This is a genomic window from Sphingomonas faeni, from assembly GCF_040407565.1.
GTDB classification, from domain to species: Bacteria; Pseudomonadota; Alphaproteobacteria; order Sphingomonadales; family Sphingomonadaceae; genus Sphingomonas; species Sphingomonas faeni_F.
The window spans coordinates 903890-923893 of sequence record NZ_JAPZPR010000001.1 but is presented as its reverse complement, the minus strand read 5'-3'; the positions used below and the strand labels follow the sequence as shown (position 1 = coordinate 923893).

General features: G+C 67.2%; 18 protein-coding genes. 9 read left to right on the top strand and 9 right to left on the bottom strand.

The features are described 5' to 3' along the window. Positions 1–47: 47 nt before the first annotated feature. Positions 48–833, bottom strand: a complete 786-nt coding sequence (locus tag O6Y00_RS04035; RefSeq protein ID WP_353441305.1) for a metallophosphoesterase family protein — start codon at positions 831–833, stop codon at positions 48–50. A 1-nt stretch (position 834) separates the two neighbouring features. Beyond that, a complete protein-coding gene (locus O6Y00_RS04030; RefSeq protein ID WP_353441304.1) occupies positions 835–1929 on the bottom strand; it encodes a catalase family protein in 1095 nt (364 codons plus the stop codon). Between the two features lie 106 nt (positions 1930–2035). On the opposite strand from O6Y00_RS04030, the gene O6Y00_RS04025 reads away from it, so the two are divergent. The 5 genes from O6Y00_RS04025 to O6Y00_RS04005 all read left to right on the top strand — a co-directional run bounded on the left by O6Y00_RS04025 (position 2036) and on the right by O6Y00_RS04005 (position 6813). After that, positions 2036–2710 carry a fumarylacetoacetate hydrolase family protein gene (locus O6Y00_RS04025; protein ID WP_353441303.1) on the top strand — a complete coding sequence of 225 codons (675 nt, stop codon included), beginning with the start codon at positions 2036–2038 and terminating at the stop codon, positions 2708–2710. A gap of 50 nt (positions 2711–2760) precedes the next feature. After that, entirely contained in the window at positions 2761–4362 is a 1602-nt protein-coding gene (locus O6Y00_RS04020; protein WP_353441302.1) for an OFA family MFS transporter, read from the top strand. Positions 4363–4420: 58 nt separating this feature from the next. Beyond that, positions 4421–5314: an SDR family oxidoreductase gene (locus tag O6Y00_RS04015; protein WP_353441301.1), complete on the top strand. Its 894-nt coding sequence runs from the start codon at positions 4421–4423 to the stop codon at positions 5312–5314. A gap of 147 nt (positions 5315–5461) precedes the next feature. Further along, positions 5462–6592, top strand: a complete 1131-nt coding sequence (locus O6Y00_RS04010) for a PepSY-associated TM helix domain-containing protein (RefSeq protein WP_353441300.1) — start codon at positions 5462–5464, stop codon at positions 6590–6592. Beyond that, positions 6589–6813, top strand: a complete 225-nt coding sequence (locus O6Y00_RS04005; protein ID WP_353441299.1) for a hypothetical protein — start codon at positions 6589–6591, stop codon at positions 6811–6813. Before O6Y00_RS04010 ends, O6Y00_RS04005 begins: the two co-directional genes overlap by 4 nt. A 3-nt stretch (positions 6814–6816) precedes the next feature. Here the strand turns inward: O6Y00_RS04005 and O6Y00_RS04000 are convergent, their stop codons facing one another. Next, positions 6817–7419: a hypothetical protein gene (locus O6Y00_RS04000; RefSeq protein WP_353441298.1), complete on the bottom strand. Its 603-nt coding sequence runs from the start codon at positions 7417–7419 to the stop codon at positions 6817–6819. A gap of 141 nt (positions 7420–7560) precedes the next feature. Here O6Y00_RS04000 and O6Y00_RS03995 point away from each other — a divergent pair, with 141 nt between their 5' ends. Together O6Y00_RS03995 and O6Y00_RS03990 are read left to right on the top strand one after the other, a co-directional pair. Continuing rightward, positions 7561–8229: a response regulator transcription factor gene (locus O6Y00_RS03995; protein ID WP_353441297.1), complete on the top strand. Its 669-nt coding sequence runs from the start codon at positions 7561–7563 to the stop codon at positions 8227–8229. Next, a complete protein-coding gene (locus O6Y00_RS03990) occupies positions 8226–9659 on the top strand; it encodes a sensor histidine kinase (protein WP_353441296.1) in 1434 nt (477 codons plus the stop codon). The genes O6Y00_RS03995 and O6Y00_RS03990 overlap by 4 nt, the downstream gene beginning before the upstream one ends. A 13-nt stretch (positions 9660–9672) precedes the next feature. Here the strand turns inward: O6Y00_RS03990 and O6Y00_RS03985 are convergent, their stop codons facing one another. Continuing rightward, positions 9673–11088, bottom strand: a complete 1416-nt coding sequence (locus tag O6Y00_RS03985; protein WP_353441295.1) for a sugar MFS transporter — start codon at positions 11086–11088, stop codon at positions 9673–9675. Positions 11089–11247: 159 nt separating this feature from the next. On the opposite strand from O6Y00_RS03985, the gene O6Y00_RS03980 reads away from it, so the two are divergent. Then, positions 11248–12396 carry an aldose epimerase family protein gene (locus tag O6Y00_RS03980; protein WP_353441294.1) on the top strand — a complete coding sequence of 383 codons (1149 nt, stop codon included), beginning with the start codon at positions 11248–11250 and terminating at the stop codon, positions 12394–12396. Between the two features lie 37 nt (positions 12397–12433). After that, on the top strand, positions 12434–14236 hold the full coding sequence (locus O6Y00_RS03975) for an IlvD/Edd family dehydratase (RefSeq protein WP_353441293.1): 1803 nt from the start codon (positions 12434–12436) through the stop codon (positions 14234–14236). Here O6Y00_RS03975 and O6Y00_RS03970 read toward each other — a convergent pair. From O6Y00_RS03970 to O6Y00_RS03950, 5 genes are all read right to left on the bottom strand, one after another. Beyond that, positions 14230–14691 (bottom strand): MaoC family dehydratase, encoded by a 462-nt coding sequence (locus O6Y00_RS03970; RefSeq protein ID WP_353441292.1) that lies wholly within the window; start codon positions 14689–14691, stop codon positions 14230–14232. The genes O6Y00_RS03975 and O6Y00_RS03970 overlap by 7 nt on opposite strands. Next, the gene (locus O6Y00_RS03965; protein ID WP_353441291.1) at positions 14691–16529 is read right to left on the bottom strand and encodes an acetyl/propionyl/methylcrotonyl-CoA carboxylase subunit alpha; all 1839 of its coding nucleotides are present in this window, start codon (positions 16527–16529) and stop codon (positions 14691–14693) included. Before O6Y00_RS03965 ends, O6Y00_RS03970 begins: the two co-directional genes overlap by 1 nt. Further along, complete coding sequence (locus O6Y00_RS03960) at positions 16526–17011, bottom strand: nuclear transport factor 2 family protein (protein ID WP_353441290.1); 486 nt, start codon at positions 17009–17011, stop codon at positions 16526–16528. Before O6Y00_RS03960 ends, O6Y00_RS03965 begins: the two co-directional genes overlap by 4 nt. A 4-nt stretch (positions 17012–17015) precedes the next feature. Next, the gene (locus O6Y00_RS03955) at positions 17016–18617 is read right to left on the bottom strand and encodes a carboxyl transferase domain-containing protein (protein WP_353441289.1); all 1602 of its coding nucleotides are present in this window, start codon (positions 18615–18617) and stop codon (positions 17016–17018) included. Between the two features lie 148 nt (positions 18618–18765). Then, positions 18766–19932, bottom strand: coding sequence for an isovaleryl-CoA dehydrogenase (locus O6Y00_RS03950; protein WP_353441288.1), 1167 nt, complete (start codon positions 19930–19932; stop codon positions 18766–18768). Between the last annotated feature and the right edge of the window lie 72 nt (positions 19933–20004).

Sequence of the window (20004 nt, the reverse complement as noted above, 5' to 3'; positions counted from 1 at the left end):
CTTGAAGCCGGTTGGGCGCGATCTAATGCCTCAGACTGCCTCGCACCTCAAACCTTGCTCGTGATCGAGTGCTTGGCCTCGTCGGACAGCGTCCGCGCCAAGGTCTCGAACTGCCCTCCCACGACGCGGATTTCGTTGAACGCCGGCGGGCTGCCGCGCGTGCGTTTCGACAGCGTGCCGGCCCCGATCATGCGGATCGTCCGCCCCTCGCGCTCGATCGGCACGTCGAACGGATCGTGGACATGCCCGGACAGTACGGCATGCGCCCCGGCCTCGGCCAGCGCGGTCAGCGCCTCGTCGCCATTGCGCGTCTTGGCGGTGCCCATCGTCCCGCCCTCGATCAGCGGATGGTGCGCGCCGATGAAGATCAGATTGCCCTTGGGAACCTCGGCGATCAGCGCGAGCGCCCGCTTTAGCGAGCCCGCGCTCACCCGCCCCTTCGACCAGTTCCAGCGCCATTGCGCACGGGCTGTAGTCTTGAGCGGGACGACGGTGAGTCCGGGCAGTTCGAGCGGGCGTTCGATCATCTGCTCGACCGCCGCGTAGCGCTGATACGGCGCGAACAGCCGGCGGAACGGATCCCAGTAATAGGGGATGTCGTGATTACCGACTTCGAGCGTCACCGGCACGCCGAGCGACCGCAGCCAGTCCCCGCCGCGCTGGAACTCGTCCTTGGTCGCGCGCATCGTCAGATCGCCGGTCATGATGACCGCATCCGGCTTCTCATCCGCAACGCGTTCGGAGAACCAGGCGATTGCCGCCGGGTCCTCCGCACCGAAATGCACGTCGCTGACGTGGAACAGCTTCAAACCGGTGCCCCCCGAAACCGCCATGTCAGGCGAGTTCTGAAAGCTTGGCAGGCTCGTGCATCGGGCAGCCATTGAACGCGCCGCGGAAATCAGCCGACTGCTTGTACGTGTCCTTGCGCGCACGATTCACGCCGCCGAGCGGCTGATGCGCGGTGATGCCGTGCCAGATGCTGTACGACAGCGCATCGTCGGTGCGATCCGTCACCCCCTGTTCCCACGAAAGCTGCGCCGGGATTTCGAGCGTCGCTACGGTCACGAACGGACTTTGCTTCTCGTCCCAGACCACCGATGCATCCTCGATCGGCATCGTCTCGAGATCCGTGTTGAGCTGGACGCGGAATTCCCAGGTCCCGCCATGTTCGATCATCTCCTCGCGGACGACCTCGCGCAACGCATCGGGGCGCGAGGTGATATCGACGGTATCACCGGTCAGGCGCGTGATCCCGGGGGAAACGGGAAACAGCGCGACCTTCGCGATATACTCGCCGTAGCGGAACGGCGTCTGCGAATAATAGGTTTCGCCCAGCGGATGGACGGGCTTTGCGCCGCCGAGCGTCGTCAGCGTAGCAGACTGCCCGCCGACCGCTTCGAGCGCCGATTCGACGACGCGGAAGGTGGCCGACATCGCCTTCTTCACGCCCTCGAAGCGATCGGTCGTCTTCGACAAAAGCTTCAGGTTCTTGGCGAACGACTTCGCATCGGGTGCGGAAAACGCCGGTCCGTTGACCATGATGAAGTCCTGCGTCGTATCGCCTTCCGACCCCGGCAGGCGTGCGCCATCGACGTCGAGAATCTTCAACGCGAGACCACGCGGCAGGCTGATGCTGTCGTCGAGGATGTCGCCCGCGTTGGTCGAGATGCGAATGATCGCCTCGTGCGCGCCCGGCGTGGCGAAGATGCCCTGTGCGAGTTCGGCCGGCAGGCCTTCGGCGATCGTGAACGTGCCGCGGGCGATACCGTGCGCCTTCGCGTGAACCGAACGGACTGCGTGACCGTAATCCTGCGACGTCGTCTCGAGAATCTCCTGGAACGAGTCCTTCATGCCCTGCAACGTCTCTGGCTCATCGGGAGCGACCGTTTCGACGGACGGATCGAAACGGACGGGTTGAGTGCTGCGCATGGGTATCTCCTTTGGGTACGCATCGGTAACCCCTTGAGCCGGGGGACGTTCCGCTTCCGTTGCAAACCCGGCGCCGACGCGTGATGAAGGCGCGGAAGGAGCAACCATGCAGATCCCACGAATTCCCCCACCGACAATCGCGATCGCCGGGACGACCGACCGCTTTCCCGTCCGCCGGATCTTCTGCGTCGGCCAGAACTATGCCGATCATGCCCGCGAAATGGGCTCCGACCCCGATCGGCAGCAGCCGTTCTTCTTCTCCAAGCCCGCCGACGCGGTCGTTGCGAGCGGCAGCACGCTCCCCTTCCCGGTCCAGACCGAAGACCTGCATCACGAGGTCGAGCTTGTCGTCGCGCTTGGCGCCGGCGGTGCGTCAATCGCCGCCGGGGATGCCGCGGCGATGATCTTCGGTGCCGCGGTCGGGATCGACCTGACGCGCCGCGATCTCCAGGCCGCAGCCAAGAAGGCGGGGCGCCCCTGGGACATGGCGAAGGGCTTCGACCGCTCGGCGCCGATCGCCGCGCTGACCCCGGGGATGCCGGCCGCGGCCGGCAACATCGCGCTGAGCGTGGACGGCGAGACGCGCCAGTCGGGCGACCTGTCGATGATGATTTGGAGCGTGCCCGAGATCGTCGCGACGCTGTCGACGTTCGTCGAACTGGCCGCCGGCGACCTGATCTTCACCGGTACGCCCGCCGGCGTCGGCCCGATCCTGCGCGGCCAGCGGGTGCGCGCGACGATCGACGGGTTCGAACCGCTCGAGGTGACATTCGCTGCCTGACCGTCCACGCTCGACACGATGAAGCAGAGGCGCACATGTCCACCGACCACATGAAAAACAGCGGAGTCCTCAGTCGGGCACGCACCGTTGCCGCCCCCGGCTTCAACCGGTGGCTGGTGCCGCCGTGTGCGCTGGCGATCCATCTGTGCATCGGCATGGCGTACGGGTTCAGCGTGTTCTGGCTGCCGCTGTCGCACGCGATCGGCATCTCCGACCCGGTTGCATGCCCCAATCTGTCCCTGCTCGGCGCGTTGACGACCACGACCTGCGACTGGCGCGTCAGCGATCTGGTGTGGACCTATACGCTGTTCTTCGTCGTGCTCGGCGCGGCGGCGGCGATCTGGGGCGGCTGGCTCGAACGCGCCGGCCCGCGCAAGGCCGGCGTCGTCGCGGCGTTCTGCTGGTGCGGTGGCATGGGGATCGCCGCGATCGGCGTGTCGCTGCATCAGCTCTGGCTGATCTGGCTCGGGTCGGGCGTGATCGGCGGGATCGGGCTGGGCCTCGGTTACATCTCGCCCGTCTCGACGCTGATCAAATGGTTTCCCGATCGGCGCGGCATGGCGACCGGGATGGCGATCATGGGCTTCGGCGGCGGCGCGATGATCGGCGGACCGCTCGCCGACCTGCTGATGAAGCACTTCGCGAGCGCCACCGGAGTCGGCGTCTGGCAGACCTTCCTCGTGCTCGCGAGCGGCTATTTCGTGTTCATGATGGCCGGCGCGATCGGCTACCGCGTGCCCGCGGACGGTTGGGCACCGGCGGGCTGGACGCCGCCGGCCAGCGCGGACTCCGCGATCAGCCGCTTCAATGTGGCGCTGTCCGACGCGCACCGCACGCCGCAATTCTGGCTGGTGTGGCTGGTGTTGTTCTGCAACGTCTCCGCGTCGATCGGGATCATCGGCATTGCCTCGCCGATGGTGCAGGAACTGTTCGGCGGCCGCTTGATCGACGCCCCCGGCATCGTGTTCACCGCGTTCGACGACGACCAGAAGAAGGCGGCGGCGGCGGTCGGTGCCGGGTTCGTCGGGGCGATCAGCCTGTTCAACATCGGCGGACGGTTCTTCTGGGCGTGGCTGTCCGACCGGATCGGCCGCAAGCCGCTGTTCGCGACGATCCTGGCTGCGGGCGCGCTGCTGTACGGCGTGGCCGCGCCGGCGCTCGCGGGCACGACGCTAGGGCTGTTCATCCTCGTCTTCTGCGTGCTCGCGTCGATGTACGGCGGCGGGTTCGCGACCGCGCCCGCGTATCTCGCCGATCTGTTCGGGACGAAATATGTCGGCGCGATCCACGGCCGGCTGCTGACCGCGTGGTCGACCGCGGGGGTGGTCGGGCCGTTGCTGGTGGCGAACATGCGCGACGGCCGGATCGCGGCGGGCATTCCCCGCGACCAAGTGTACCAGCCGATCTTCTGGGTGCTGGCGGCGATGCTGGTCTGCGGGTTCGTCGCGGACCTGTTCGTGCGCCCGGTTGCAGCCAAATTCCACATGGCCGCCGACGACACGCCGCTCGCCGTCGAGCCGGCCGTCGCCGCCGATGGTCCGGCGACGAGCGGCACCGCGCCGATCGTCGCGCTCGCGTGGCTGGCGGTCGCGCTGCCGATCCTGTGGGGGGTCTACATGACGCTGTCGAAAGCGTTGATCCTGCTCAAGTAACGCGCAACTTATCCCCCCGGCATCGGTTGCCCTGCTTCACGACTGACAGGAGTATCCGATGGCCGACCGGCTCACCATGCAGGACCCGCGCACGCAATATCCGCAGCCCCCCTTCCCGCAGCAGCCCCAGGAAGCCCCGGGGATCGCCGCGAAGATGGAGCCGAAACCCGATCACGGCGAGACCAGCTACACCGGCTCGGGTAAGCTGAAGGGGCGCAAGGCGCTTATCACCGGGGGCGACAGCGGCATCGGCCGTGCCGCCGCGATCGCCTATGCGCGCGAAGGCGCCGACGTCGCGATCGTGTATCTTCCCGCCGAGGAAGCGGATGCAAAAGAGGTCATCGCGCTGATCGAGGCCGAGGGTCACAAGGGCATTGCGCTGCCTGGCGACGTGATGGACGAGGCATTCTGCCGCTCGGCGGTGCAACGGGCAGTCGACGCGATGGGCGGGCTCGACGTGCTGGTCGTCAATGCCGGGCGCCAGCAGACTCGGCCCTCGGTCGCAGAACTGTCGACCGAGGATTTCGACAAGACGATGAAGACCAACGTCTATGCGCTGCACTGGTTCGTGCAGGCCGCCGTGCCGCATTTGCCGGCCGGCGCGGCGATCGTCACCACTGCCTCGGTGCAGGGCTACGACCCGTCGGACAATCTCCTCGACTACGCCACCACCAAGGCCGCGATCACGGCGTATACCAAGGGGCTCGCCAAGCAGATGATCGAGAAGGGCATCCGCGCCAACGTCGTCGCACCCGGCCCGTTCTGGACGGTGTTGCAGCCGAGTGGTGGCCAGCCTCAGGAGGCGGTCGAGACGTTCGGATCGAAGAGCCAGTTCGGGCGGCCGGGCCAGCCGGTCGAGATCGCGCCGATCTACGTCCTGCTCGCCTCGCAGGAGGGAAGCTACATCACCGGCGAAGTCTACGGCGTCACCGGCGGCGCGGGTATCGCCTGACACGTATCGGATGCTTGCTCGCCTTCGTTAAAAGACGAGCAAGCTCCAGCCGACAACTCCCGCTATTGCACATCGTTATCATTACTGTACCAGTACGCCGATGGGTCACACCGCATCCGCACTGGCAGCCGCCGCCTTCCTGCCCGCATGACTCGCGGTACGATCAAGGCGTGGTACCTCGTCCACAAATGGACGAGCCTGATCTGTACCGCGTTCCTCCTGATGCTGTGCGTGACGGGCCTGCCGCTGATCTTTCATCACGAGATCGACGAATGGCTCGATCCGCCCGCCCCGCTTGCAAGCTTGCCCGCGACCACGCCAACGCTCTCGCTCGACGCGATCCTCGCCCGTGCCGCCGCGAAGGCGCCGGGCAATATCCCGCTGTATCTGAGCTTCGACGAAGAGCGTCCGGTCGTCTACGTCACCAGCGGCCCGACGCCCGACGCGGCGCCCGCGCAGATGCACTTCCTCGGCCTCGACGCGCGCACCGGGGATGCACTGCCGCCGTACGTTCCGGGTGTGATGGACTTCATCCTGAAGCTGCACACCGACATGCTGCTTGGCTTCTGGGCGGAAATCTTCCTCGGGGTCATGGGCCTGTTGTTCTTCGCCGCGATCGTTTCGGGAGTGGTGCTGTACGCGCCGTTCATGGCCAAGCTCGATTTCGGCACGCTGCGCCGCGGGCGCAGCGCGCGGCTCGGCTGGCTCGACCGGCATAACCTGCTCGGCATCGTCACGCTGATCTGGGCGAGCGTGGTCGGCGTGACGGGGACGATCAACACGTTCGTCGTGCCGATCACCGCGATCTGGAAAGCCAACGGCCTTGCCGAGATCATGGCGAGCGAGACGCGGACGCCGCTCGGCCGCCAGCGCGCGTCGGTGCAGGCCGCGCTCGACGCGGTGCAGCAGCGAGCGCCCGGGATGAAGCCGCAGTTCATCGCGTTCCCCGGCGTCGTCTTCAGCAGCAAGCATCATTATGCCGTCTTCATGAAGGGCGCGACGCCGCTCACCTCGAAGCTGCTGCTGCCGGGCTTCGTCGATGCGGCCACCGGGCGGCTCGACGCGGTGACGCCGATGCCGTGGTACATGCAGGCGATGCTGCTCGCGCAGCCGCTGCACTTCGGGGATTACGGAGGCCTGGCGATGAAGATCGTGTGGGCGGTGTTCGACGTGCTGACGATCGTGGTGCTCGGCAGCGGACTGTATCTGTGGATCCGTCGCCGGGGTGGCCCCGCCGACCAGCGCGTCCGCGAAGTCGTGATGGCGGGCGAGCCATGAGCCACAAGACGAACCGCCAGATCTTCGCCGTGCCGACCCTGCTCGGGATCGCGACGACGCTCGGACTCGGCGCAGGGCTGATCGGCGATGGCGGCTGGGATGGAGCCGCAGGATTGCTGCTGGCGACCCCGCTGATAGTGACGGGCTGGTATTGGTGGCGCCCCCCGGTCTCCAAGGCCCGCCGTGAAACGCGGAGCCGGCCGATGACCCGCTCCGCGTAACCTTCAGGTCGCTGGCGTCGCCTGTCGTGCCGGAGCAGCGGCAGGCGCCGTCGCCGGTGCAGGCAGAACGCCGGGTGTCGCGACACCCGCCTGCGGCATCATACCGGCGGGCGGCGGAGCACCCGGGCCGCGATCGGGGCCACCATCTGGCCCATCACGACCGGGGCCATGCGGACCACGCGGCGGGCCACCGATCGGACCGAGCGCGGTCACCTTGCCGCCAGCGCCGACCAGGAACGAGGCGTGGACGAAGCCATGCTCGAACCGGCCCTGGATCGTGACCGGCTGGCCGGCGGTGACCAGCGCGCCGTCTTCGCCTTCGCGGCCGAGATCGACGAGCGCGCGGCCGGTCGGGTCGGCCATCACGAACTTGGTGCCGTAGATTTCGGCGACGGTGCCGCGGATCGTGACGATCCCGTCCGACTGTAGCGAGCGGATCGCGACCGGCGTGGCGGGTGCCATCGTCACGCTCGGGCGGGTGGCCGCGACCGTGACCGCACCGGCAGCGCCGCCGACGACGAGCAGGCCGGCAGCGGCAAGCGCGAGGCGGTTGCGGCGAAAGTTGAAGCCCTTCGGGGGCAGAGGGTAGCCAGGGTGTTCGGACATTGCGTCGTTCCTCTCGTTGGTTGACGAATCACCGTTTAGGCGCACGCTGCCGACGCCCGCTGAACCAAGCCGTTCAGTTTCCGTTGGGTCCTCGGACATAGGACGCCACGGAAGAGGCTCGGCGAGCAGAGGGATTGCGGGATGCGGGTATTGTTGGTCGAAGACGATGCGGCGATCGCCGACGGGCTCGCGCGGGCGTTGCGCGCCGAGCATTTCGCGGTCGACGTGGCGCGGAACGGCGAGGATGGCGGTCATCTCGGCACGACCGAACTCTACGACGCCGCCGTGCTCGATCTCGGGCTGCCCAAGCGCGACGGGCTCTCCGTGCTGCGTGACTGGCGCGCGGCGGGGCGCGATCTGCCCGTCCTGATCCTGACCGCACGCGACGGCTGGTCGGAAAAGGTCGAGGGGTTCAAGGCCGGCGCGGACGATTACGTCGTCAAGCCGTTCCGCGTCGAGGAGGTGGTGATGCGCCTCCGCGCGCTGGTCCGCCGCGCGGCAGGCCACGCAGCCGCGCGCGTGACTTGCGGGCCGCTGGCGTTCGATGCGCAGCTCGGCACGTTCGAGCTGGACGGCCTGCCGCTGAAACTGACCGCGTTCGAATGGCGCGTCCTGTCCGCGCTGATGCTCCGCCGCGAAGTCGTGATCGAGCGCGCCGACCTGATCGAGCGGGTCTACGAAGGCGATGCGGACGTCGATTCGAACTCGATCGAGGTGATCATCGGCCGGGTCCGCCGCAAGATCGGCGCGCACATGATCGAGACGGTGCGCGGCCGCGGCTATCGTCTCACTGCGGACGGCGCCGCGTGACGCCGCGTTCGCTGATCCCAAGATCGCTGTTCGGGCGGATGCTCGGGATCGCGGCGATCTCCACCCTGTTCGCGCTGGTGTTCGCCGGCGTGACGATCGGCCATGTGCTCGAGCGTTTCGTCATGCGCGGGCTCGACGAGCGGCTCGACGCGCAGGTTGCGGTGATCGCACGCGCGGTGCGGCCCGATGCAACGCTCGATCGGACACGCGCGATCGACCTGCCCGACTTCGGCGAGCCCGGCTCCGACTGGTCCTGGCATGTCGAGGGACCGGCAGGCCGCATCGACAGCGGTTCCGCGCCTGCCCTGCCGCCGACTGCCCCGTTGCCCGCTGCCCCGTTGCCCGCTGCTGTCCCGCCCTCGCCCCCGCAGCCTTCAGCGGCCACCCCCTCGCCTGGCCGCGGTACCGGCCCGATGGTGCCTCGCCCCGACGACGATCGACGTCCGCATCCCGGCGATACGCATGATCGAGGCGGCAATCGGCTTCACTCGCGGACGCTCGAGGTGCCGACGCCGCGCGGCCCCGTCACGATTACCGCGATCGGCCCCCGCCGGATCGTCGAGGCGCCGCTTCGCGAGGCGATGATCCCGTTGCTCGGCTCGCTGGCGCTGCTGGGTGCCGGGTTGGCGCTGGCGACGGTCCTGCAACTCCGCGTCGGCCTGCGCCCGCTACGGGCGCTGCGGACGTCGCTCGCCGCGGTCCGCGCCGGCACCGCCCGCCACGTGCCTGCGGACCAGCCGGGGGAACTGCAACCGCTCGTCACCGAACTGAACGCGCTGATCGACCAGAACGCTGCCGGCCTCGCGCATGCCCGCCAGCATGTCGCCAACCTCGCGCACGGACTGAAGACGCCGCTCGCCGCGCTGGCGCTCAAGCTGGCGGAAGCGGGCGCAGACGACGACGTGCGCGACATGGTCGACCAGATCGACCGCCGGATGCGTCATCATCTGGGTCGCGCGCGCGCCGACGCGGCAGGCACCGGAGCACGCGCGCGGACGATGGTGGCGCCGGCGATCGCCGATCTCGTCGCGGTACTGCAACGGATTCACGCCGAGCGGTCGATCACGCTACGGAGCGATGTGCCCGATGCGGCGGCGGTGGCGATCGACCCGCAGGATCTCGATGAGATGATCGGTAATTTGCTCGACAACGCCTGGCGTCACGCCCGGTCGGCGATCTCGATCGACGCGACCATCGTCGATGCCACCATGGTGGTCGCGATCGTCGACGATGGTCTGGGGCTCGACGACGCGGCGCTGGCGGAGGCAATGCTGCCCGGTCGCCGACTCGACGAGCGCGGCGACGGGCACGGCTTCGGGTTGTCGATCACGCGCGAACTGGCCGAACTCAACGGCGGCACGCTCGCCTTGTCGCGCTCGCCCGAAACCGGGGGGCTTCGCGCCACCCTGATACTCCCCCTTCGCGGCTAGACCGGCCCGTTACTCAGACATGGGCTACGTGCGGCTCGGGCAGCGCATCGGTGACCCGCGAACCCCAGAGCGCGTAGAACAGGATGTAGAGCTCGCACGCCGCGGTCAGCAGGAACGAGATCTGCAGCCCGTAGGTATCGGCGAGCCAGCCCTGCACGATCACCAGCGCACCGCCTGCGATCGCCATGATCAACAGGCCGGAACCCTCCTCGGTCAACGGCCCCAAACCCTTGATCCCCAGCGTGAAGATCGTCGGGAACATGATCGAGTGGAACAATCCGACCGAGATGAGCGCCCACATCGCGACGTGACCGGTGGTGAAGGTGGCGATCAGCATCACCACGCACGCGCCGATGCTCGCGATCGCCAGCACACGCTCGGCCGGCACGGTGCGCATGACGTAACTGCCGACCAGCCGGCCGACCATCATCCCGCCCCACAGGATAAACAAATAGTGCGAGGCCTGCTCGTGAGTCAGGTTGCCGATCTGCGGCTGGCTGACGAAGTTGATGAACAGATTGGCGACACCGATCTCGGCGATCAGGTAAATGAAGATCGCCGGGATGCCGAGCACCAGGTTGCGGTGCGACCAGAGCGAAAGGCCCTTGCGGTCAGCCTTGGCCGAACGCTGCGTCGACGCGCCCATCGCCGGTAGCGGAAAGCGGGCGATGACGACTGCGAGCACCACCAGCACGGCGGCGACGATCAGATACGGCAACACCACCGACTGCGCATCGGCGAGCCGCTCGGCCGGTGTCAGCACCGCGGTCGAGCCGGCCGCAGCAGTCCCCGATGTGGAACGCCCGAGGATCAGATACCCGCCGAACAAGGGAGCCAGCGTCGCGCCCGCCGAGTTGAACGCCTGCACCAGGTTGAGACGCGACGATGCGGTCTCGGGCGGACCGACCACCGCCACATATGGGTTGGCGGCGACCTGCAACAACGTGATCCCGCTCGCGATCACGAACAACGCGACCAGCGTGACGCCGTAGGACGGCAGCCGCGCGGCGGGCACCATCATCAGCGCCCCGACTGCCATCAGCCCCAGCCCGAACACCATCGCGCGCTGATAGCCGACTCGCTCGATCAGTTTTGCCGACGGGATCGACGCGAAGAAATACGCGATGAACCACACGCTCTCGATCAGCGTCGTCTGCGTGTAGCTGAGGTCGAACACGCTGCGCAGATGCGGCAGCAATGTATTATTAATGACGGTGATGAAGCCCCACATGAAAAACAGGCTCGCCAGCAGCGTCAGCGCGGAGCGATAGCTTGGTGCCCCGCCCGAACCCCCGCCCGAACCCCCGCCCGAACCCCCGCCCGAACCCCCGCCCGAACCCCCGCCCGAACCAGCGCCGGCACTCGCGCCCTCGCCTAACGGCGTAGCACCGCGCTCAACCGGTCGTTGCGTCTGTATCGGCATCGCCATCGTCTTCATCCTCCGTGCCGTATCGGCGCCCTGTAGGCGCCATGTCGGTGACTGTATCGACAGTCTTTCACCGTATGGCTTGCTCCGAATTATATTGTCCGACTATATAGCGACACAAGGCGCGTCAACGGCGTCGAGCGATTAAGGACGGGAACCGGAATGCGCGCAATTGGAAAAACGGGGTTTGTGTTGGCGACCGCGATGGTGACCATATTGTCGTCCCAGGCGGCGACCGCAGCGACGGCCAAGCGCGCGGCATTCGGCACCCTCCCCGACGGCACCGCGATCGAAGCCGTGACGCTCACCGGCAGCAACGGCGTCAGCGCGCGGATCATGACGCTCGGCGCGACGCTCCAGTCGCTCAACGCGCCCGACCGCAACGGTCGCGCCGCCGACATCACGCTCGGCTATGACGACGCCGCAAGCTACGTCACCGCGCCGAATTTCTGGGGCCAGACGATCGGCCGCTATGCCAACCGCATCGCCGGTGGCCGTTTCGTGCTCGACGGCAAGACTTATCAGGTGCCGCTCAACGACAAGACGAACAGCCTGCACGGCGGCACGGTCGGCTTCGACAAGCATGTCTGGAAGATCGTCTCGGCCACGAATGGCGCGCAGGCGAAGGTCGTGATGACGATGACCAGCCCGGCGGGCGACCAGGGCTATCCCGGCACGCTGGCCGTCAAGGTCACCTACGCACTCGACGACAAGGGTGCGCTGACGATCGATTTCGACGCGACGACCGATGCGCCGACGATCGTCAACCTGACCAATCACGCGCTGTTCGATCTCGCCGGCGAGGGCTCGGGCACCGGCATCTACGGCCAGCGCATGACGATCCCCGCGGCGCGCTACACGCCCGTCAACGCGACGCTGATCCCGACCGGCGAGATGAAGCCCGTCGCCGGCACGGTGTTCGATTTCACGAAAGGTCGTTCGCTGTCCGACGGCCTGCGCGACGGCCGCGATCCGCAGATCGTCATCGCGCACGGCTGGGATCATAATTACGTGCTCGACAAGGGCGCCACTGCCGAGCCCGGCCTCGCCGCCCGTGTCGAGGATTCGGCGTCGGGTCGCGTACTCGAGGTGCTGACGACCGAACCCGGCGTGCAGTTCTACTCGGGCAACTTCCTCGACGGGTCGCTGGTCGGCAAGTCCGGCCACGTCTACCGGATGGGCGACGGGCTCGCGCTCGAACCACAGAAATTTCCCGATACCCCCAACCAGCCCGCGTTCGGGTCCGCGCGGGTCGATCCCGGCAAACCCTATCATCACCGCATGATCTACCGCGTTTCGGTTGCGCGCTGATACCGCTCTACCGATCCCGATCTCCAGAAAGCTCCTCATGACCGACTTGCCCAAACTGCCCTCGTCGCTTCGCAGCCGCGCATGGTTCGACAACCCCGAGAACATCGACATGACCGCGCTCTATCTGGAGCGCTATCTGAACTTCGGGCTGAGCCTGGAGGAACTGCGCTCGGGCAAGCCGATCATCGGCATCGCGCAGACCGGCAGCGACCTGTCGCCCTGCAACCGCCACCACCTCGTGCTCGCCGAACGTCTGCGCGAAGGCATCCGTGAAGCCGGCGGCATCGCGCTCGAATTCCCGGTCCACCCGATCCAGGAAACCGGCAAGCGTCCCACCGCCGGGCTCGACCGCAACCTCGCGTACCTGGCGCTGGTCGAGGTGCTGTACGGCTATCCGCTCGACGGCGTCGTGCTGACGATCGGCTGCGACAAGACGACGCCGGCCTGCCTGATGGCCGCCGCAACGGTCAACATCCCGGCGATCGCGCTGTCGGTCGGGCCGATGCTCAACGGCTGGCACAAGGGCGAGCGAACCGGTTCGGGGACGATCGTGTGGAGGGCGCGCGAGCTGCTCGCGACCGGCGCGATCGACGATGAGGGCTTCATCAAGCTCGTCGCGTCGTCGGCGCCCTCGACCGGTTACTGCAACACGATGGGCACCGCGACGACGATGAACAGCCTTGCCGAGGCGCTCGGCATGCAGTTGCCCGGCTCGGCCGCGATCCCCGCGCCGTACCGTGATCGCCAGGAAGTCGCGTATCGCACCGGCAAGCGGATCGTCGACATGGTCGCCGAGGATCTGAAGCCCAGCGACATCCTGACCAAGGAGGCGTTTCACAACGCGATCGTCGTCAATTCGGCGATCGGCGGGTCGACCAATGCGCCGATCCACTTGGCTGCGATCGCGCGTCACATCGGCGTCGACCTGCCGATCGACGACTGGCAGACGCACGGTCACAAAGTCCCGCTGATGGTCAACCTCCAGCCCGCCGGCGAGTATCTCGGCGAGGATTATTACCACGCCGGCGGCGTCCCCGCGGTGGTCGCCGAGCTGATGAAGCAGGGGCTGATCCACGAGGATGCGATGACCGCGAACGGCAAGTCGATCGGCGACAATTGCCGCAACGCGACGATCGAGGACGAGCGAGTCATCCGCCCGTTCGCGACACCGTTGCTGGAGGATGCGGGCTTCATCGTGTTACGCGGCAATCTGTTCGACTCGGCGATCATGAAGACCAGCGTGATCAGCCCCGAGTTCCGCGAACGGTATCTCTCCAACCCGGACGATCCCGAGGCGTTCGAAGGTCCCGCGGTCGTGTTCGACGGTCCCGAGGATTATCACGCGCGGATCGACGATCCCTCGGTCGGAATTACTACCGACACGCTGTTGTTCATGCGCGGCGCCGGCCCGATCGGCTATCCGGGTGCCGCCGAAGTCGTCAACATGCGCCCACCCGCCTATTTGATCCGCGAAGGCGTCGGCGCGCTCCCGTGCATCGGTGATGGGCGGCAGTCGGGGACTTCCGGATCGCCTTCGATCCTCAACGCCTCACCCGAAGCCGCGGCGATGGGTGGGCTTGCGCTGATCCGGACCGGCGACCGGGTTCGTATCGACCTTGCCAAGGGCAGCGCCAACGTGCTGATCTCCGACGAGGATCTTGCCGAACGTCGCCGTGCGCTGACCGAAGCGGGTGGCTATGCCTATCCGCGTTCGCAGACGCCTTGGCAGGAAATCCAGCGCGCCACGGTCGGCCAGATGGAAACCGGTGCGATCCTCGAAGGCGCCGAGAAGTACCAGCGGATCGCGCAGACGATGGGCCTACCGCGCGACAATCACTGAGGAGGACTTGCGCGCCGCTCGATCAGGGCGGTGCGCAGGCATTGGCAGACGATCTCGTCGCGCTGGTTGATGAGCCGGTGCGTGAAGGTGACGATACCCGCGTTCGGGCGCGACTTGCTGGGCTTCAGCTCGGTAACTTCGGTCTCGCAGCGCATCGTGTCGCCGATGAAGACCGGCTTCGGGTGTACCAGCTTGTCGTAGCCGAGATTGGCGACGAGCGTCCCAAGGGTCGTCTCGCCCACCGACAGCCCGACCATCAGCGCGAAGGTGAAGGTGCCGTTGACGAGGATCCGGCCGAACTCGCTCGCCTTGGCCGCCTCGATATCGAGATGAAGCGGCTGCGGGTTGTGCGTCATCGTCGAGAACAGGAGGTTGTCCGTCTCGGTCACCGTGCGGCGGATCTCGTGCTCGATCCGGTCGCCGATGCTCCAGTCGTCGAAATAGCGGCCGGCCATCAGGAATCCTTCTCGATGCGGACGAGCATGGTGCCCTCGGTCACCTGTCCGCCCTCGATTGCGTTGAGGTCCGCGACGGTGCCGTCGAACGGCGCGGTCAGCGAATGCTCCATCTTCATCGCCTCGAGCGTGACCAGCTTCTGGCCCTTGGTGACGGTGTCGCCGGCCGAAACGTCGACCGCGATGATACGGCCGGGCATCGGCGACAGGATCGCGCCATCCGCTGCTCCGCCCGCAGCGACACCCGACGCGCGCCAAGCCTTGAGCTGCCAGGTCTGGCCGGCTTCGGAGATCAGGACGTCTTCGAACGCCGACGTCGTTCCGGCCCGCCCGTCGAGATCGACTTCTACCGGTTCGCCGTCCAGCAGGAATGTCGCAGTACGGCGCGAAGAGGCGTTCAGACGGAAGCCCGAGATTGGATCGGTGGAGACGAGCGCTCCAGCAGCTTCAGCCAACGCCTCTTCCGTCGGGTGCGTCGGCGGCATGAGCGCGTCGCCTTCGCGGGCGATCAGCCCGGTGTCGAGCGTGCCCGCCACGAAGTCGGGATGGTCGAGCGCCTCGACGAGGAACCCCGCGTTGGAGCGGACCGGCCAGACGACCGCGCCGTCGAGCGCATACGCCAGGGCTTCGCGCGCGGTCTCGCGGTCTTCGCCCCAGGCGATGACCTTGGCGATCATCGGGTCGTAGAAGGGCGAGATTTCGGCGCCCTGCTCTACCCCGGTATCGACGCGCGCGGTGGTGCCGAGATCGAAGCGTTCGAGCGTGCCGATCGACGGCAGGAACCCCTTGGCGGGATCCTCGGCATATAACCGCGCCTCCATCGCCCAGCCGTCGATCGCCAGTTCGTCCTGACGCTTGGGCAAAGGCTCGCCGGACGCGACGCGGAGTTGCCATTCGACGAGGTCCTGGCCGGTGATCTCTTCGGTCACCGGGTGCTCGACCTGCAAACGCGTGTTCATTTCCATGAACCAGATGCGATCGGCGCGGAGGCCTTCGCTGGCGTCGGCGATGAACTCGATCGTGCCGGCGCCGACGTACTCGACCGCTTTGGCCGCCTTGACGGCGGCGGCGCAGATCGCCTCGCGGGTCGCTGCGTCCATGCCGGGTGCGGGCGCTTCCTCGATCACCTTCTGGTGGCGGCGCTGGAGCGAGCAATCGCGTTCGAACAGGTGGACGACGTTACCGTGGGTATCGCCGAACACCTGCACCTCGATATGGCGCGGCGAGAGGATGTATTTCTCGATCAGGACGTCGGTGTTGCCGAACGACGAGGCCGCCTCGCGCTGGCACGAGACGAGCGCGTCGGCGAACTCTGCGGCGGTATCGACGCGGCGCATGCCCTTGCCGCCGCCGCCGGCGACCGCCTTGATGAGGACGGGGTAGCCGATCGCGTCGGCCTCCGCCTTCAGCCGGTCGGGGGACTGGTCCTCACCGAGATATCCCGGCGTAACGGGCACGCCGGCGGCGATCATGCGCTGTTTCGCGGCGTCCTTCAGACCCATCGCGCGGATGCTGTCGGGGTGGGGCCCGACCCAGATCAGCCCGGCGTCGAGCACGGCTTGGGCGAAGTCGGCATTCTCGGACAGGAAGCCGTAGCCGGGATGAATCGCCTCGGCACCGGTCTCCTTCGCGGCGGCGATGATGCGGTCGCCGACGAGGTAGCTTTCGCGCGCCGGAGACGCACCGATGTGAACGGCTTCGTCGGCCTGGCGGACGTGGAGCGCGTTCGGGTCGGCGTCCGAATAGACTGCGATCGTGCGTATGCCGAGTACCCGCGCGGTGCGGACGATGCGGCAGGCGATCTCGCCGCGGTTGGCGATCAGGAGGGATGTGATCATTGCGCGGCGCATCCGGTGGTGCGCTTCGACCAGGTTAGATTGGCGATCTTCCAGCGGCCGGCTTCGCGGACCATGTCGAAATGGTCAGTGCCACAGTGCGCGACCTTGCCGTCGATGGTGAAGACGTAGGGCGACCAGACCATCGCGATGTCGCCGTCGATGTCGACCGCGGGATCGGTGAGGCGCTCGGCGTAGCGCTCGGGGCCGGGCTTGATCGATGCGGCGAACTCGGGCCAGCTCGTGCCGCGGACCGAGTGCGTGCCGTCGGCCTTTTCCTCGGCGACGGTGGCGCCGCCGTCGGGACGGACCTGGGCCAGGATGGCCTGCCCGTCGCGGGCAGCGAGCGCGGCGAAGAGCGCGTCGATCGGGACCATGACACCGGCCTCCTCGGTCGCGACGGCTGGCGGCAGGCCGGTGCCTTTGACGATCGGCTGGACCGGGGTGATCTGACCAGCGGCGAGAAGAAGTGACAGCAGGATCATCGGGTTACATCCGGAACACGCCGAACGCGGGGCGTTCGGGGATGGGAGCGTTGAGCGTCGCGGCAAAAGCCAGGCCAAGCACGTCTCGCGTTTGGGCGGGATCGATGATGCCGTCGTCCCACAACCGCGCGGTGGCGTACCAGGGGTTGCCCTCGTCCTCGTATTTCTGGCGGACGGGCGCCTTGAAGGCTTCGGCCTGTTCGGGCGTCCAGCTGTCCGCGTCGCGGTGGACGGTGGCGAGGACGGAGGCGGCCTGCTCGCCGCCCATCACGCTGATCCGGCTGTTGGGCCAGGTGAACAGGAAGCGCGGCGAATAGGCGCGGCCGCACATCCCGTAATTGCCCGCGCCGAAGCTGCCGCCGATCAGGACGGTGATCTTCGGGACGGTCGCGGTGGCGACGGCCGTGACGAGCTTTGCGCCGTGTTTCGCAATGCCTTCCGCCTCATACTTGCCACCGACCATGAAGCCGGAAATGTTCTGGAGGAACAGCAACGGGACCTTCCGCTGGCAAGCGAGTTCGATGAAGTGCGCGCCCTTCTGTGCGCTCTCGCTGAACAGCACGCCGTTGTTGGCGAGGATCGCGACCGGGATGCCCCAGATGTGCGCGAACCCGCAGACGAGCGAGGTGCCGTAGAGCGCCTTGAACTCGTGGAACTCGCTGCCGTCAACGAGGCGCGCGATGACCTCGTGGACGTCGTAGGGCGCGCGGACGTCGCTCGGGACGATGCCGTACAGCTCTTCGGGCGCGAACTTCGGCGGCCTGGGCTGCTGGAGATTGACCGCGGTCTGCGCCTGCGGTTGCAGCGTCGAGACGATGTCGCGGACGATGGTCAGCGCGTGCTCGTCATTCTCGGCGACGTGATCGACCACGCCCGAGCGGCGGCCGTGCGTGTCGGCGCCGCCCAGCTCCTCCGCCGAGATGACCTCGCCGGTCGCGGCCTTCACCAGCGGTGGGCCGGCGAGGAAGATCGTCCCCTGCCCGCGGACGATGATCGTCTCGTCGGACATCGCGGGGACATACGCGCCACCCGCGGTGCAGCTGCCCATGACGCAGGCGATCTGCGGGATACCGAGCGCGGACATGTTGGCCTGATTGAAGAAGATGCGGCCGAAATGATCGCGGTCTGGGAAGACCTGGGCCTGATGCGGCAAATTGGCGCCGCCGCTGTCGACGAGGTAGATGCAGGGGAGCCGGTTTTCCTGCGCGATCTCCTGCGCGCGGAGGTGTTTCTTGACGGTGAGCGGGTAGTAGGTGCCACCCTTCACGGTCGCGTCGTTGCAGACGATCATGCACTGGCGACCGGAGACACGGCCGATGCCGATGATCAGGCCGGCACCGGGGACTTCGTCGTCGTACAGGCCGTTCGCGACGAGCTGGCCTATTTCGAGGAACGGCGAGCCGGGATCGAGCAGGCGTTCGACGCGATCGCGCGGGAGGAGTTTGCCGCGGGCGGTGTGGCGCTCGCGGGACTTGGCGTTGCCGCCTAGCGCGGTTCGGGCGACGTCCTCGCGGAGGGTTTCGGCGAGCGCGCGGTTGTGGGTCGCGTTGGCGCGGAACGTCTCGCTGTCGGGGGACAGTGCGGAGGTCAGGACGGGCGCGGTCACGCAAATCCTCCCCGGCACGGGGAGGGGGACCGTTCGTCCGCTTGGGCGAAGGGTGGAGGGGGGCTTCCGCCGGCGTTGCGCGCGGGGTGAGCCGCCTCCACCGCTGCGCGGTCCCCCTCCCCGTGCCGGGGAGGATTTGCGGGGGCCATTACTGTGCCACCTTCGGGGCGGCACCTATCAACTCGCGGCCGATCAGCATGCGTCGAATCTCGTTCGTTCCCGCGCCTATGTCGAGCAACTTCGCATCCCGCATGAACCGCTCGACCGGCCAGTCCTTCGTGTACCCTGCCCCACCCAGCGCCTGGATCGACTCGAGCGACACCTTCACCGCGCTCTCGCTCGCCAGCAGGATCGCGCCCGCCGCGTCGAACCGCGTCGTCTTGCCGGCATCGCACGACTTGGCGACCGCATAAACGTACGCGCGCGCCGAACTGAGCGCGACGTACATATCGGCGACCTTCGCCTGGATCAGCTGGAACTGGCCGATCGGCGTGCCGAACTGCTTCCGCTCCCGGACGTAAGGGATCACGACGTCGAGGCACGCCTGCATGATGCCAAGCTGGATCCCGGCCAACACCGCGCGCTCGTAGTCGAGGCCCGACATCAGCACGCCGACGCCGCCATTCTCAGGACCCATCACGTTCTCGAACGGGACCTCACAATCGGTGAAGACGAGTTCGGCGGTGGGCGACCCGCGCATACCCATCTTGTCGATCTTCTGGCCGATCGCGAAGCCCGGCATGTCCTTCTCGATCAGGAACGCGGTGATCCCGCGCGAGCCCTCGCCGGTCTTCGCATAGACGACCAACGTGTCGGCATAGGCCGCGTTGGTGATCCAGAATTTCGTGCCGTTGAGGACGTAGCCCGTGTCGGTCTTCACCGCTTTCAGCTTCATCGAGACCACGTCGGAGCCGGCGCCCGCCTCGGACATCGCAAGGCTGCCGACATGCTCGCCCGACACGAGCTTGGGCAGATACTTCGCCTTCTGCTCGGGATTGCCCCAGCGGCGAATCTGGTTGACGCACAGGTTCGAATGCGCGCCGTAGCTGAGTCCGATCGAGGCGGATGCGCGGCTGACTTCCTCGACCGCGACGACATGCTCGAGATAACCAAGGCCGAGACCGCCAAACTCTTCCTCGACGGTGATGCCGTGGAGGCCAAGTTCCCCCATTGCCGGCCACAGCTCGCGCGGGAACCAGTCGTCGGCGTCGATCTTCGCCGCCAGCGGCGCGATCTTGTCGGTGGCGAACCGCTTCGTGCTCTCGCGGATCATGTCCGCCGACTCACCCAGCGCGAAATCGAAATCGGAAATCATTGCAGCCTCTCCAGACGCGTGTTTGGCCGATGCTACCGCGCCGCGCCTCTGTTGAGAAATTGATACGACCGA